At 65.5% G+C, this 14,193-nt stretch carries 14 protein-coding genes and 1 tRNA gene; 9 read left to right on the forward strand and 6 right to left on the reverse strand.

Annotated elements, in window-relative coordinates:
* Positions 1-9: 9 nt before the first annotated feature.
* The gene (gene mobB / locus AB7M16_RS12435; protein WP_453944073.1) at positions 10-537 is read right to left on the reverse strand and encodes a molybdopterin-guanine dinucleotide biosynthesis protein B; all 528 of its coding nucleotides are present in this window, start codon (positions 535-537) and stop codon (positions 10-12) included.
* Positions 538-746: 209 nt separating this feature from the next.
* On the opposite strand from mobB, the gene fdhD reads away from it, so the two are divergent.
* The 3 genes from fdhD to AB7M16_RS12450 all read left to right on the forward strand — a co-directional run bounded on the left by fdhD (position 747) and on the right by AB7M16_RS12450 (position 2,588).
* Positions 747-1,637: a formate dehydrogenase accessory sulfurtransferase FdhD gene (fdhD, locus tag AB7M16_RS12440; protein WP_439401410.1), complete on the forward strand. Its 891-nt coding sequence runs from the start codon at positions 747-749 to the stop codon at positions 1,635-1,637.
* A 1-nt stretch (position 1,638) separates the two neighbouring features.
* Positions 1,639-2,286 carry a molybdenum cofactor guanylyltransferase MobA gene (mobA, locus tag AB7M16_RS12445; protein ID WP_453944074.1) on the forward strand — a complete coding sequence of 216 codons (648 nt, stop codon included), beginning with the start codon at positions 1,639-1,641 and terminating at the stop codon, positions 2,284-2,286.
* Between the two features lie 65 nt (positions 2,287-2,351).
* Positions 2,352-2,588, forward strand: coding sequence for a hypothetical protein (locus AB7M16_RS12450; RefSeq protein WP_172785699.1), 237 nt, complete (start codon positions 2,352-2,354; stop codon positions 2,586-2,588).
* 13 nt (positions 2,589-2,601) lie between these two features.
* Here AB7M16_RS12450 and AB7M16_RS12455 read toward each other — a convergent pair whose 3' ends face one another.
* The 4 genes from AB7M16_RS12455 to AB7M16_RS12470 are packed head-to-tail and all read right to left on the reverse strand — an operon-like array spanning position 2,602 to position 6,749.
* A complete protein-coding gene (locus tag AB7M16_RS12455; RefSeq protein WP_453944075.1) occupies positions 2,602-4,551 on the reverse strand; it encodes a molybdopterin biosynthesis protein in 1,950 nt (649 codons plus the stop codon).
* Positions 4,552-4,564: 13 nt separating this feature from the next.
* Entirely contained in the window at positions 4,565-5,671 is a 1,107-nt protein-coding gene (locus tag AB7M16_RS12460) for a molybdopterin-binding protein (RefSeq protein ID WP_453944076.1), read from the reverse strand.
* A 53-nt stretch (positions 5,672-5,724) separates the two neighbouring features.
* The gene (locus AB7M16_RS12465; RefSeq protein WP_453944077.1) at positions 5,725-6,552 is read right to left on the reverse strand and encodes a substrate-binding domain-containing protein; all 828 of its coding nucleotides are present in this window, start codon (positions 6,550-6,552) and stop codon (positions 5,725-5,727) included.
* A gap of 17 nt (positions 6,553-6,569) precedes the next feature.
* Entirely contained in the window at positions 6,570-6,749 is a 180-nt protein-coding gene (locus AB7M16_RS12470) for a hypothetical protein (protein WP_453944078.1), read from the reverse strand.
* Between the two features lie 84 nt (positions 6,750-6,833).
* Here AB7M16_RS12470 and AB7M16_RS12475 point away from each other — a divergent pair, with 84 nt between their 5' ends.
* Both AB7M16_RS12475 and AB7M16_RS12480 read left to right on the forward strand, forming a co-directional pair.
* A complete protein-coding gene (locus AB7M16_RS12475) occupies positions 6,834-7,727 on the forward strand; it encodes a helix-turn-helix transcriptional regulator (RefSeq protein ID WP_271501963.1) in 894 nt (297 codons plus the stop codon).
* Between the two features lie 103 nt (positions 7,728-7,830).
* Positions 7,831-9,045, forward strand: a complete 1,215-nt coding sequence (locus tag AB7M16_RS12480; RefSeq protein WP_212259226.1) for an ABC transporter substrate-binding protein — start codon at positions 7,831-7,833, stop codon at positions 9,043-9,045.
* 196 nt (positions 9,046-9,241) lie between these two features.
* Here AB7M16_RS12480 and AB7M16_RS12485 read toward each other — a convergent pair whose 3' ends face one another.
* Positions 9,242-10,204 (reverse strand): TAXI family TRAP transporter solute-binding subunit, encoded by a 963-nt coding sequence (locus tag AB7M16_RS12485; protein ID WP_453944079.1) that lies wholly within the window; start codon positions 10,202-10,204, stop codon positions 9,242-9,244.
* Between the two features lie 107 nt (positions 10,205-10,311).
* On the opposite strand from AB7M16_RS12485, the gene AB7M16_RS12490 reads away from it, so the two are divergent.
* The 4 genes from AB7M16_RS12490 to AB7M16_RS12505 all read left to right on the forward strand — a co-directional run bounded on the left by AB7M16_RS12490 (position 10,312) and on the right by AB7M16_RS12505 (position 14,137).
* Entirely contained in the window at positions 10,312-11,286 is a 975-nt protein-coding gene (locus AB7M16_RS12490) for a Bug family tripartite tricarboxylate transporter substrate binding protein (protein ID WP_453944080.1), read from the forward strand.
* 337 nt (positions 11,287-11,623) lie between these two features.
* Positions 11,624-11,699: transfer RNA gene (locus AB7M16_RS12495), tRNA-Ile, on the forward strand.
* A gap of 423 nt (positions 11,700-12,122) precedes the next feature.
* Positions 12,123-13,427 (forward strand): hypothetical protein, encoded by a 1,305-nt coding sequence (locus AB7M16_RS12500; RefSeq protein ID WP_453944081.1) that lies wholly within the window; start codon positions 12,123-12,125, stop codon positions 13,425-13,427.
* Between the two features lie 251 nt (positions 13,428-13,678).
* Complete coding sequence (locus tag AB7M16_RS12505; RefSeq protein ID WP_453944082.1) at positions 13,679-14,137, forward strand: hypothetical protein; 459 nt, start codon at positions 13,679-13,681, stop codon at positions 14,135-14,137.
* Positions 14,138-14,193 lie beyond the last annotated feature (56 nt).

Below are 14,193 nucleotides of genomic sequence, written 5' to 3' on the forward strand. Positions count from 1 at the left end.
GGTGCCTCGTCAGCGTATCGCGGCGCTTCTTGCCACCGCTTCCTCGACCGGCATCGCCGCCCGTAGTATCAATGCCGCGGCGCCTTCGATATCGTCGAGATGGACAGTCGGCAGCCGCGTGTCAATCGCGACGTCCGTCGCGATCCCGGCAATCCCGGGATCGTCCGGAAACAGCAGCGGCTTGCCGTTGGCGGCACGATGCACCTCGATCTTGCGATGCGGCTCACGCTTGAATCCCTCGACCACGACGAGATCGACCGCGGAGAGTTTCTCGAGCAGCTCCGGCAGCCGCGGCTCCGCCGCCCCGCGCAGCTCATGCATCAGCGCCCAGCGTTTCGACGAAGCAACCAGCACCTCCGCCGCACCGGCCTCGCGATGGCGCCAGGAATCCTTGCCGGGCACGTCGACGTCGAACTGGTGATGCGCATGCTTGATCACGGAGACGCGCAGGCCTTGCGCGTTGAAATGCGGAATCAGCCGCGTCAACAGCGTGGTCTTGCCCGCACCGCTCCATCCTGCAAGGCCGATGACTTTCATTCCAGCTCCGTGTCCGCGAACGACCCAGGTCCCTTCTGGAACCGCGGCCCCCTCCGCGTCATTGCGAGCGCAGCGAAGCAATCCAGACTGCCGCCGCGTAAGGATTCTGGATTGCTTCGCTCTGCTCGCAATGACGAGCGGAGGCATTTTGCCCATTCCCGGCCATGCTTATATCGGCTTGACCCGAATGTCATGCTAACCTCGCCGCCATGATGAAGATCGACAAAGCCCCGGTGCCCCTGATCGTCCCCAATCCGGACGATCCGCGCCTGACCCAGAGCGTGACCGGCACCGACCAGGCCGGCGCCAGGGTCGAGATCAAGGTGCCGATGGAGCGGCCGCTGACGCTCTATTTGAACGCCCAGGAGATCGTCACCATGATGACGATCGGCGACTACCCCGAATATCTGGCGCTCGGCTACCTGCTGAACCAGAACATGCTGAAATATAATGACGTGGTCACCGAGGTTGAGTACGACGACGACCTCCAGGTGGTCGTCGTGCGCACCTCACACCACACCAATTTCGAGGCCAAGCTGAAGAAGCGCACGCAGACGTCCGGCTGCGCGCAGGGCACCGCCTTCGGCGACCTCCTGGAGGCGGTCGAGAGCGTCGCGCTGCCCAAGGCGGAGCTGCGCACCTCCTGGCTCTACCAGATGACGCAGACCATCAACACCATGCCCTCGCTTTACCTGGAGGCCGGCGCGATCCACGGCTGCGTGCTGTGCAAGGAGGGCACGCCGCTCTGCTACACCGAGGATGTCGGCCGCCACAACGCCGTCGACAAGATCGCGGGCTGGATGTACCGCCACGGCGTCGACGCTTCCGACAAGATCCTCTACACCACCGGGCGCCTCACCTCGGAGATGGTGATCAAGACCGTGCGCATGGGCATTCCGATCCTGGTGTCGCGCTCCGGCTTCACCGCCTGGGGTGTCGATCTCGCAAGACAGGTCGGCCTGACGCTGGTCGGACGCACCCGCGGCAAGCGCTTCATCGCGCTCGCAGGCGAAGAGCGCATCGTCTACGACCAGAACCTCGCTTATGTCGAAGAGGAATCGGCCAAGCACAAGCGCAAGGGTGAAGGCGGTGACGACTGACATGTCCGCTGTGCGTGTTCCGCCGACCCTTGGCGTGCTGCTCGCCGGCGGGCTGGCGCGGCGCATGGGCGGCGGCGACAAGCCGATGCGCACCATCGGTGGCCGCACCATTCTGGAACGCGTGATCGCGCGTCTCTCGCCCCAGTGCAGCGGGCTGATCCTCAACGCCAACGGCGATCCCGCCCGCTTTGCCGCGTTCGGCTTGCAGGTCGTCGCCGACGACGTGCCCGGCTTCCCCGGCCCCCTCGCCGGCATCCTCGCGGCGCTCGACTGGACCGCGGCGAACCGGCCGGAGATCGAATGGGTGCTCAGCGCCGCCGGCGACTGCCCGTTCCTGCCTCGCGACCTCGTCGTGCGCCTGCATGAGGCGCGCGCGCGTGAGAACGCACAGCTCGCGGTCGCTGCATCAGATGAGCAGTCGCATCCGGTGATCGGCCTGTGGCGTGTCGCCTTGCGTGAGGAGCTGCGCCACGCCCTCGTGGTCGAAGACCTCCGCAAGATCGACCGCTGGACCGCGCGCTATCCGCTCGCGACAGTGACCTGGCCGACCGAGCCGGTCGATCCGTTCTTCAATGCGAACACGGTCGAGGACATTGCCGAGGCCGAGCGGCTGGCGGCGCTGGATGACCATCCTAAGCCGCTGCGTTGAGCTGCCGTGAACCCGACCGAGCTGGGGAACGACCAATGATCGGTACGTTGTCCCCGGGATGAACCATGGCCGACTCTCTCCTTGATGTCGTCTTCGATGTCGTCGATCTTGCGCTCGATGTTTCGGATGTGATCGATCGCACGAAGCAGCTGAGCAAGCCTGACACCGTCGAGGTTCCGCCCGATCCGAAGCCGTTGCCGGCCGCCGCGCAGCGTGCGCTGGCCGAGGCCGAGGAACGGAAGCGCAGGCGCGAGCAATCCGATCAGGCCGCCAGCGCCACCGACCAGGCGTCGCAACCGTAGCCCTCGCTGATATCTACGCAGGCCGGAAACCCGCGCGCTCAAGTGCGGCGCGCGCTGCGCTCGAGCCGAGCGCATCGAGAAAGGCCCGCACGGCCGGCCGATCCTTGCGCGCGGTCACCAGCGCGAAATCGTAATGCTCTTCGGCCAGCGGAATGAAACCGAGGCCGCCGGCGTGGGCGACCGGCGCAATGGTCATGCCCCAGTCGGCGCGGTGCTGCGCCACGGCCGCCGCAACCGCATTGTGCGAACGCGGCTGGTTCCAATAGCCTTCCGGCCGGACGCCGCCGAGCAGCCGGTCGATCAGGATGCGCGTGCCGGCGCCCTGGTTGCGGTTGACCATGATGCAGGTGGGGTCGGCGAGCGCAGCCGCAACAGCCTCCTTTGCGCTCAGGCCTTCGAAACGTTTGTCGCCCTTGCGGAAGACAATGCCCTGCATCCGCCGCCAGCCGGCGACGAGCTCGAGTCCTTCGACGAGATAGGGCGTGTTGTAGGTCTCGCTGCGATCGTCGAACAGATGGATCGGCGCGAGATCGCATTCGCCGCGCTTGGCCGCCGCCAATCCTCCAAGGCTGCCGACCGCGATTGAGCGCACGGTCAGGCTGGCATGCGCGAGCTGTGCGGTGACGAGATCGAGGCCGGTGCAATGGCTGCCGACGACGACGAGATCCGGCACGCGCACATGCGGCGTGAACAGCGTCACCTCGGTTTCGGTGCCGGCCGGCATCTGGTCGGCAAGTGCGTCGATGCGCAGAAAGCCGTCCGCCTGCGCAAAGGACGTGATCGCACCAGACCCCTTGCCGGAGGGATAGGCGATGAGACCCGCCCTGCCCTGGACCAGCGAAACCATGACGAATTCGGTGCGGCCGAGCTCGGAGGCGATGCGCACCGGCACGGTCACGTTCACCTTGGCATCGGAGCGCGGCGGCAGTCCGGCCATCCTGCGCAGCACCGGCACGATCATGTCGTGGAAGGTGAACATCGCCGAGGTTGGAAAGCCCGGCAGGATCACGACAGGCTTGCCGTCGCACACCGCAAGGCACAGCGGCTTGCCGGGCTTGAGCGCAACGCCGTGGGCGATGATGCCGGGCGCGCCGAGCCGGCCGATGATGCGATGAGAGAGGTCGCCCGCGCCTTTCGACGTGCCGCCCGACAGCACCAGCATGTCGGCATCCGCAAGCGCGTCGCGCATGGCGGCTTCGAGCTTGGCTTCGTCGTCCGGAATGGCGCCTAGGAAGACGGCCTCGCCACCGTTTTCGTCGATCGCGGCCGCGACGATGGCGCCGTTGGTATCGTAGATCTCGGCGGGCCCGAGCACCTGGCCGGGCTGAACCAGCTCGTCCCCGGTGGAGATGACGGCAACCCGCGCTCTGTGCACGACACTCACCTCGGCGACACCGCAAGCCGCCAGCATGCCGATCTCGCGCGAGCCGATAATGGTGCCGGCGCGCAGCAAAGCCTCGCCGCGCGCGATGTCGGATCCGGCATACGAGACGAATAGCCCCGGCGAGACGGCGCGACGGACATCGATCGCATCCTGGCCGGCCGGCTGGGTGTGCTCGACCATGACCACGGCATCGGCGCCGCGCGGCAACGGACCTCCGGTGGCGATCGCCGTTGCGGTTCCGGCCGCCACTTGCAGTATCGGCGCGGTCCCGCAATGAATGGTCTCGCCATTCAGCGCGAGGCGCACCGGCGCGCCCTCGCCGGCCGCCGCAAGGTCGGCAGAGCGCACGGCGAAGCCGTCGACATTGGAGCGGTCGAACGGCGGCACGTCGATCGGCGCCGTGACATCTTCGGCGAGGGCCGCGCCCAGCGCAGCTGCGAGCTTGCGCGTTTCGGTTTGAAGCGCGCGCGGGAACAAGGCCGCCTCGAAGCGGCCCAAGGCCTCCTCGCGCGACAGGATCTTGAGAAACTGCTCCTGCTCGAGCGCGCTGCGGTCCGGTGATTTCGGGATCATCGTCATACCAGAACCCATATCACGCCGGCATCAGATCGGCATCGATCGATGCACCAGCCGCAAATCCCTCGTCGCTGGCGGAAATCAGCAGCCATGCGTCCGCACGGGCGACCGCCTGGAGCGGCCATTCGCCTACGGCAAGCGGCATCCAGGCACGATGTTCCTCGGCCAGCAAAGCGATCTCCGTCAGGCCGACGCTGGAGGCGATTTTTCGCGCAAGCGGCAGCGACACTTTTCGGCGCGGCCGATGCGCCGACAAACGCTCGACGAGCGGCAGCACGAGTGCAAGCCAGACTGCAAGCGCATGATCGGGTGAGCCGGGCAAGGCAATGACGGGAACCCGTCCCAGCCGTCCGACCGCCGCCGTGCGTCCCGGCTGCAGCGCAAGGCCGTGCGCCATCACCTCGCCGCGCCGGGCGAGGGCCGCGATGGCAGCGTCCTGGCGGCCGACGCCGCTACCGCCGATGGTCAGCAGAACGTCGCAAGACGACGCATCGAGCGCATCGGCGATCGACGCTTCATCGCGCGCACGCGCTTGACGCGCTTCCACATCCAGTCCCGCCGTGTGCGCGATCCCGGCAATCATCTGCGCCGCGACTGTTCCACCCGGCACATTGACGATGCGCAGCCGTGGCCGCCTCACGGCGAGTTTCTCCACGCCCGACACGCGCGCGAGCAGCAGGTCCGCCGCACCGACGGGATGGCCTGCAGCCCCCACGGCCATGCGCGCGGCAATGTCGCTGCCGGCGCGCCTGACACCCTGCCCCGGCGCCCCCTCTGCGAGCACCTGGGCAAGCGGCCCCGACATCTCCACGGCGTCGGCATCGAGCACGCAGTCGCATCCCGCCGGCATCGTGTCACCGGCCTCGACCCATGCAGGGGCCGTTGTCAGCGGCACGGGCGAATAAGCGGACGCGCCGACGAGATCGTTGGCCGATAGCGCCCAACCGTCTACGGCCGCAATGTCGCGCGAAGGATGGGCGGCGAGCAGCGGATCGCCAGCCGCGATGCAGCCGATCGCCTCCGCCAGCGGCACCTCCACCGGCGCGACGGGATCAACGCCCCGCAACAGCGCGGCGAGCGCGGTGTCGAGCGGCGTGAGCGAGGGCGGCAGGCGCTGGGTCATGCGCCATGAGGACCATGCATCGTCCGGTTTGGCAACCGCCGGCGATGCCGGCTTCAGCCGCCCGACCTGTCCGAATTGGGGAAAAACAGTTGCTGCGCGTCGACCTTGTAGCCGGCGATCGCCGTCTGTCCCTCCGGCGACGTCAGCCAGTCGACGAAAGTCTTCGCGAGGTCTTTCTTCACGTTCGGGAACTTCGCAGGGTTCACCAGCATCACGCCATATTGGTTGAGCAGCCGCCGGTCGCCTTCGACGACGATGTCGAGATCGCCGCGATCCCTGAAGGCGATCCAGCTGCCGCGATCCGCCAGCTCGTAAGCATTGGCGGCGCGCGCGGCCTCGAGCGCCGCGGCCATGCCGGGCCCGGCCTCGCGATACCAGGCGCCCTTGGCGCCGGCAATGTCGATGCCGGCCACGATCCAAAGCGCGAGCTCCGCGGCGTGGGTGCCCGAGCGATCGCCGCGCGTCACGAACGGCGCGCCCTTGGCTTCGATCGCCTTCAGCGCCGTCGCGATGTCCTTGCCCTTCACGCCCGCGGGATCGCTCTTCGGCCCGATCAGTACATAGTCGCTGTACATCACGTCGTAGCGCTTCACGCCGAAGCCGTCGGCAACGAACTTCTCCTCCTGTGGCCGCGCGTGCATCAGCACGACGTCGACCTCGCCCCGCCGCGCGCCATCGAGCACCTCGTCGGCGCGCCGCGCGATCACGGTGACGTCGATGCCGGTCCTGTCGCGGAAGATCGGCAGCAGATAGTCGAGCAGCCCGGACTCCTGCGTCGCCGTCGTCGAAGCGAGGACGATTCTGCGCTCCTCCGCGGATGACGCCGCAATGCCTGCGGCAAGGCCGCAGAGGAGCGCAAGTGCAACGGACAGGCGGCCCATGAGCGGGTTCCCTCAGGTTATGACGCGATCATGATGATGATCGATTGCGCCGCACTCGTGACGCGTTTTTGCGCTGGCAGTCGGGAAATTTCGGCAATTTCATCGAGACGTAGCGCGCGAACGATCGCTTGGGATCGTTCACCAAAGCGAAAATCGCGCGTGCGGATGTGTTGCAAAGCAGCGAGATGATCGGGCATGGTTCCCGCGACAAAAATCTGAAATGCAGAATTCCACCTGCGTCGGACGTCAAAAAGAAGCAAGAATTTGCATAGGAATGCAGGATGGAATTCCTGACCACCAGCGAAGCCGCCGACTACCTTCGGCTCGGCGAACGCAAGCTCTACGAACTCGTCACCACCGGTGCGATCCCCTGCAGCAAGGTGACGGGGAAATGGCTCTTCCCACGGCACGAGCTCGATCTCTGGGTCCTGTCGGGCCTGGCGCGTCCGGCCGGCATGTTGATCGCCGAGCCGCCGCCGGTCGTCGGCGGCAGCCAGGACGAGCTCTTGGATTGGAGCCTGCGCGAATCCGGCTCCGGGCTCGGATCGATGAGCGAGGGCAGCGCGCGCGGGCTCGAGCGCTTGCAGCGCAACGAGGTGATGGCCGCGGCGGTGCACTTCCACGCCCTGGATGCCTCCGACAATCTCGCCGGCGATGCCAGTATGGAAGCGCTGCGGACCACGCCGGACCTGCATGATGCGGTGCTGGTCGCGTTCGTGCGCCGCGAAGAAGGCCTCGTGCTGCCACACGGCAATCCGCAGCACCTGCACAGCCTGACCGACGTGCTCGCAGCCGGCGCCCGGATGGCGACGCGGCAACAGGGCACGGGCGCGCAGATGCTGCTCGACGTGCTGCTGAAGCGCGCAGGCGCCTCGATGCGGGACCTGCGCCGCATCGAGACGCCGGCTTTGACCGGCCCGGATCTTGCCGAGCTGGTTCGCGCCGGCCAGGCCGATTGCGGCATCGCGACGCGCGCCGCGGCGCGCTCGGCCGGCCTCGATTTCGTGCCGCTGGTCTGGGAGAATTTCGATCTTGCGATGCGGCAGCGCAGCTATTTCCGCCCGGCCATGCAGGCCCTGCTCCGCTTCATGAACGAGCGGCGGCTGCGCCAGCGCGCGGAAGAGCTGACCGGTTACGATCCCTCGCCCGCAGGACTGATCCGCTTCGCAGCCTGACATTGACGCCTGCCCCCTATTAGTTGCAAAAGAAACCAATTCAGCCGGGCCATACCCGGAACAAGCAACACCGGCCAACGCGCCGGATCAGGGGAGGAGAAACGTGTATCCAACGAGATTTGGACTGCCCGTCGCGGCCGCACTTGCGGCAGCGCTGCTGCCGGGCGCGGCCAGGGCGCAGGTTTCCGACGACGTCGTCAAGATCGGCGTTCTCACCGACATGAACGGCCCGGCCTCGGCGCCGACCGGCCAGGGCTCGGTGACCGCCGCGCAGATGGCGATCGACGATTTCGGCGGCAAGGTGCTCGGCAAGCCGATCAGCATCGTGATCGGCGACCACCAGCTCAAGGCCGACATCGGCGGCACGATCGCGCGGCGCTGGTACGACGTCGACCAGGTCGATCTGATCGTCGACGTGCCGGTCTCCGCGGTTGGCCTCGCGGTGCAGAACGTCGCCAACGAGAAGAAGCGGCTGTTCATCACCCACTCCACCGGGACCGCGGATTTCCACGGCAAGTTCTGCTCGCCTTACGCCATCCAATGGGTGTTCGACACCCGCGCGCTCGCGGTCGGCACTGCGGACGCCGTGGTCAAGCGGGGCGGCGACAGCTGGTTCTTCATCACCGACGATTATGCCTTCGGCCATTCGCTGGAGCGCGACGCTTCCGCCGTCGTCACCGCCAATGGCGGCAAGGTGCTGGGCTCGGTGCGGCCGCCGCTGGCAACGCCCGATCTCTCCTCCTTCGTGCTACAGGCGCAGGCCTCCAAGGCCAAGATCATCGGCATTGCCGCCGGTCCCCCCAACAACATGAACGAGATCAAGACAGGCGCCGAGTTCGGCGTGTTCAAGGGCGGCCAGCAGATGGCGGCGCTGCTGGCGCTGATCACCGACATCCACGGCCTCGGCCTGCAGGCGGCGCAAGGCCTGCTGCTGACCACCTCGTTCTACTGGGACATGGACGACAAGACGCGCGAATGGTCGAAGCGCTATTTCTCCAAGATGAACAGGATGCCGACGATGTGGCAGGCCGGCGTCTATTCCAGCGTGATGCACTATCTCAACGCCATCAAGGAGACCGGCACCGACGATCCGCTGAAAGTGGCCGCCAAGATGCGCGAGAAGCCGATCGAGGATTTCTTCGCCCGCAACGGCAAGCTTCGCGAGGACAATCTGATGGTGCACGATCTCTGGCTGGTGCAGGTGAAGACGCCGGAGGAGAGCAAATATCCGTGGGACTATTACAAGATCCTCACCACCATCTCCGGCGACAAGGCGTTTGGGCCGCCCGACCCGGCGTGTGCGATGGTGAAGAAGTGAGGGTTGCGAGATCTTAGCCGCGCTGACGGTGCACCCTCTCCCCTTGTGGGAGAGGGTGGATTCGCGAAGTGAAGCCGGGGTGAGGGGTATCTATCCTCACGAACAACTTCACGAGCGGAGAGAACCCCTCATCCGGCGCTTCGCGCCACCTTCTCCCACAAGGGGAGAAGGGAGAAAGCGCGTCGTCGAAAGTTCGCTACTTCACCACCCCGATCTCACGAAAATACTTCATCACGCCCGGATGGATCAGCTCCGCCTTTGGCGCCGCCGCGACCGTGTTTGCGGCGGTGGTCTCGCAGGCCTGCGCGAGCTTCTTGCAGAACGTCGCCTCGATACCGTGCAGCGTCTTGGCGAGGCGATAGGCGACCTCGTCGGGTAGATCCTCGCGCGTGAGAATGAAGCTCCAGGAGCCGAGCGAGGCGATCGGCTCGTTCTGCTTCGGATAGGAGCCCGCCGGCACGGTCAGCGGCTTGAGGAACGCATGCTTGGCGCGGATGCGCGCGATCTCGTCCGCTACTGGCGCGATGAAGCGCGCGCCCGATGCGCTCGCGGCGACCGCGGCAAAGCCGGGCCAGCCGATCCCGGCGCCCCAGAGCGCAGCGACGCGGCCGTCCTCGACCATCGCGGGGCCGTCGCCGGCGCGGTCGAGATAGATCGCCTTGAAGTCCTCATCCTGCTTCAGCCCGAGACCATCGAGCACATAGCGCGCCAGGATCGGCAGGCCGGAGCCCTTGGCGCCGAACGCGACGGGCCGACCGACGAGATCGCGAATCGTCGTGTAGGGACTGTCGGCGCGCACCACGAACATGCCGGGGTTGGAATAGATCGCCGTGAGAATCTTCAGGCGCGCAGGCGCACGGCCGATGCCGGCGAAGGCCTCGTAGGCCGGCTCGCCCGCGACCAGCGCAAGATCGAGCTCGCCCTTCTCCAGCAGCGGAATGTTCTCGTTGCTGCCCTTGGTGTTGCGCGGGGCGATGGTGAGATGCGGATCGGCCGCGTTCATCACCTCCGCGAAGGCGTTGCCATAGAGCGGGAAGCCGCCGCCGGGCGTCGCTGTTCCCAAGCTGATCGTCATGGTCGGAACGGCCGTGCCTCCGGTCTGGGCGGCGGCGGGGCTGGCGAGCAGCGCCGCACCGAGAATGATCATCGCGAATCTCATGGTCGCTCCTGGCGGAGCTGCGTCAACACCGACTTGCGGCGATGTAGGCAGCGACCTGATTCTGTGAAAGCATGCCGCGCAAAGACAATAGAACAATGGGAGGCGTCATGTTGCGAATTTTGCGTCACGGTGTTTTCGGGCTGGTCGTTCTTGCAACGCTGTTCGGCGCCACCCCTCCCGCAGCCGCCGGCTATCCCGACCGTCCCGTGCACTGGCTGATCGGCTTTGCCGCCGGCGGCCCGGTCGACATCGTGGCGCGGATCATGGCGCAATGGCTGTCGGACCGGCTCGGCCAGCAATTCATCGTCGAGAACCGCACCGGCTCCGGCGGCAACATCGCCGCCGCCGCCGCGATCAACTCGCCGCCGGACGGCTACACGCTGCTGTTCGTCGCGCCCAACAACGCGATCTCGACCTCGCTCTACAAAAAGCTGCCGTTCGACTTTTTGCGCGACACCGTGCCGGTGGCCAGCATCATGCAGCTCACCAACATGCTGGTCGTCTCCAACGCGTTTCCGCCGAAGACGGTCCAGGAGTTCATCGACTATTGCAAGGCCAATCCCGGCAAGATCTCCTATGCCTCCTCCGGCAACGGCACCTCGGTGCACATGTCGGCCGAGCTGTTCAAGGTGATGACGAAGTGCGACATGGTGCACGTGCCCTATCGCGGCTCGGCCATCGCCTTCCCCGACATCATCTCCAACAAGGTGCAGCTGATCTTCGACAATCTGCCCTCGGCGATGGAGCAGGTGAAGGGCGGCAACGTCCGCGCGCTGGGCGTGACCTCGCCGCAGCGTTGGCCGAGCGTGCCCGACGTGCCCGCGATCGCCGAGACCGTGCCGGGCTTCGAATCGGTCGGCTTCTACGGCATCTCCGCGCCGAAGGGCACGCCGAGCGAGGTGATCGAGATCCTCAACAAGGCCGTCGGCGAAGCCTTGAAGGACCCGAAGCTGGTCGCGCGCCTCACCGAAGTCGGCGGCCTGCCCAAGCCGATGACATCAGCCGAGTTCGGCAAGCTTGTCGCCGACGAGACCGAGAAGTGGCGCAAGGTGGTCGAGTTCGCCGGGGTCTCGGTGGACTAGGCGGCGGCCCGGCCACCTAGCGCGCCCGCACCACATTCGAGAGGGCCGAAAGGCCCTCTCGAACAAAGTTGCGAAAACAACCCCATGCACAGTAGACTAGGCCTGTGATCTCAAGGGATTACCGCCCACCTCGAAAAAACCTGCGAAAAGGCGGTTTGCTTCGTCGGGCAAAACAGGGTTATACAGGCATCATCGCCAATTTCGGTTATTCGAAAGCGCCCCTGAGGCCCGTGCCGGCGTTCCGATCCGCGAGAGCCAGCATTGCACCCCCGCCTCAGGCCCTGTAAACGAACCGCGCACCGTTGCCGGCCGCGCTACCTGCGGCCGCCTCGCGGCGGGGCCTGTAGCTCAATGGTTAGAGCCGGCCGCTCATAACGGTCTGGTTGCAGGTTCGAGTCCTGCCGGGCCCACCAGTGAAATCAGGCGCAGCACTTACAAAACCCACGATTTTTTTGGGGCACAGTTTGGCCGCGACCCAGGTCGCAATACGGTTCAAATCCGGCAATGCGCCGGATTCATTTTGGCCGCAGGCGAGATGAGTGCGGGGACCGGGGGAATTGATGCAAAGGCTGTAACCGCACCCGAACGGATGTAGCCGATGTTGCGGCTGCCAGACGAGCGCTATATCCGAACTGACGGCTGGGCATTCGACCTTCCCGGGACGACATTCTCTCCGGAGTGCAGAACCCGTCCGATCGCGCGGAGCGATCGCGATGAGGGAGGCTACGATGGATTTTACGCGGATGTCGGATGCAATCCGGCTGCATCACGCCTCTCATCACCACGATGGGTACGATGGCGCGGGCGAATTGGGCCCTGCACCCAGAGCTCCGTTCATGGCTGACGCGGTCGGCGGTGGCGCCCTGGTCCATCGTCCCGGCCCGTTTGCCGGTCCTGGAGCATACGCCGCGAGCGCGCATACCCAGCATAAAGACTCCGACCCGGTTCAATCCAAACATCCCCCATCGGGGGGCGAGATGGGCAGCCACGCCGGCAACCACGCTGCAGCGGGCCTGGACGTTTCGTCCACGAAGCCTGCTGCCGGCGCATCCTTTGCCGAGAAGGGCATTGTTTCGGTCGAGAGTGGGGCGAACACGGCAGGGAACGGCGGGGATGGCCATTTTTACGGAGGTATCATTCACGCGTCCCTGTTGATCTACGAACCGATCAACATTTCGATCAGCGTGGGATACGGCTCGGTCGCCCTGGCCAACCAGTCCAACGATTTGCATGTCGATCAATCCGCTTTTCAAATGGCCGGCGTCGGCGGCCATGGCGGCAATGACAACATTGCAGCGGGTGGGAGCATCGGTACGTTTTCAGGCTCCGGCGTGATTGCGAGTGGCGACAACAGCGCCGGAAACGGCGGCAGCGGCCATTTCTCGGGTGCGATCGTGGACGCTCCCGTGGTGATCTATCATCCGATCAATATCGCGTTGGCGAGCTCGGGCGGCACTGCACATGCAAGTCAGTCGAACACGGTCGACATCGACCAATCGGCCACGCAGATCGCGGGCGTCGGCGGAAGTGGCGGACATGGCAATGTGGCCGCCGGCGGCAGCGTCATCACGCTCGACCCCAGTTGGGGATCGAGCGTCTTTGACGTTCAAACGGGCGGAAACCAGACCGGCAATGGCGGTGACGGCATGTTCTACGGGGAACTCGTCCATACCTCGTTTGTCGTGTACAACCCGATCAACATCGCAATCGCGGGCTATGGCTCCAGTGCTTACGCGGTCCAGATAAATGATGTCTCCGTGGATCAATCCGCGGTTCAGATCGCTGGCATTGGCGGGCACGGCGGCAACGACAACGCCGCAGCGGGCGGCCATGCAAGCCCTCTCTCCCATCATCTGTGGGGCGGGTCCGATACGATCGCGACCGGTTCGAACAGCGCAGGCAATGGCGGCAACGGTTATTTTGCGGGCAGTCTGATCGACGTCAGCGTCGCGATCTATGCACCCATCAACATAGCAATCGCAGGTCCACATTCGACGGCCGTGGCCGATCAGGTCAACAACGTGCACATCGACCAGAGTGCGACCCAGATCGCCGGCGTTGGCGGAGACGGCGGCTACGGCAACCTCGCGCCAGGTGGCGATGCCGCGCATCTCCTGTCGGATCTTCACCTGGTGGCGTAGCGAAACGTCGCATCGCTCACATGGCCGATCGCATCGCGGCACGCGGCCTCGCCACTCGCCGCATGCAAATCCCGCGCAGAGGCGCCCTCCCCTGACGAAATGTCGTACTTTCGTAGGTAGGCCCACCAAACCGGATGATGTTCGATTTGACATCTATCGCTCTCGCGCACGGGCGGATCAGACTTGCCGTGCGCGTCCGCCTGATCGGGATGGATGTTGCACGACAGCCAACAAAACGACGGAGGCCTCAAATGATGCCAAAGGCAATCAACATCTCGGATACGATCAAGGTCAAATCGATCGACACCAGTGGTCAAAGTGCCGGAAATGGCGGCGACGGTACTTTCAAGGGAGCCATCATCAGCAAGCCGACTGTCAACTACGATCCGACCAACAAGGCGGAAGGCGCCGACGTGCACGTGAGCACCGGCGATCACGTCAAGCAGACGGCGGATTGGGATGCCGGCGGCGCCAACGCCAAGGCCTCGGTGTTCTCCAAGGCTCATGGCGGAGACGCCGAGTCGAACGGCAGCCAGAAGTCCTACAGCGGCTACGATACTTCCAAGGTCTACGCCAATACGGATGCCACCCAGATCAACAAGCTCGCGGTGGACCAGCACCAGGAAGTGGTCGCCGGCATCGGCGGCGATGGCGGAGACGGCAACTTCGCATGGGGTGGCGGAGTGACCTTCCATCTCGACACGCTCTGACGAGCCGCTCGTCCGACTGGCGGGACCGGCTGCCGCGGCCGCCGGTCCCGGATTTC

The sequence above is a fragment of the Bradyrhizobium sp. USDA 372 genome (assembly GCF_053629095.1).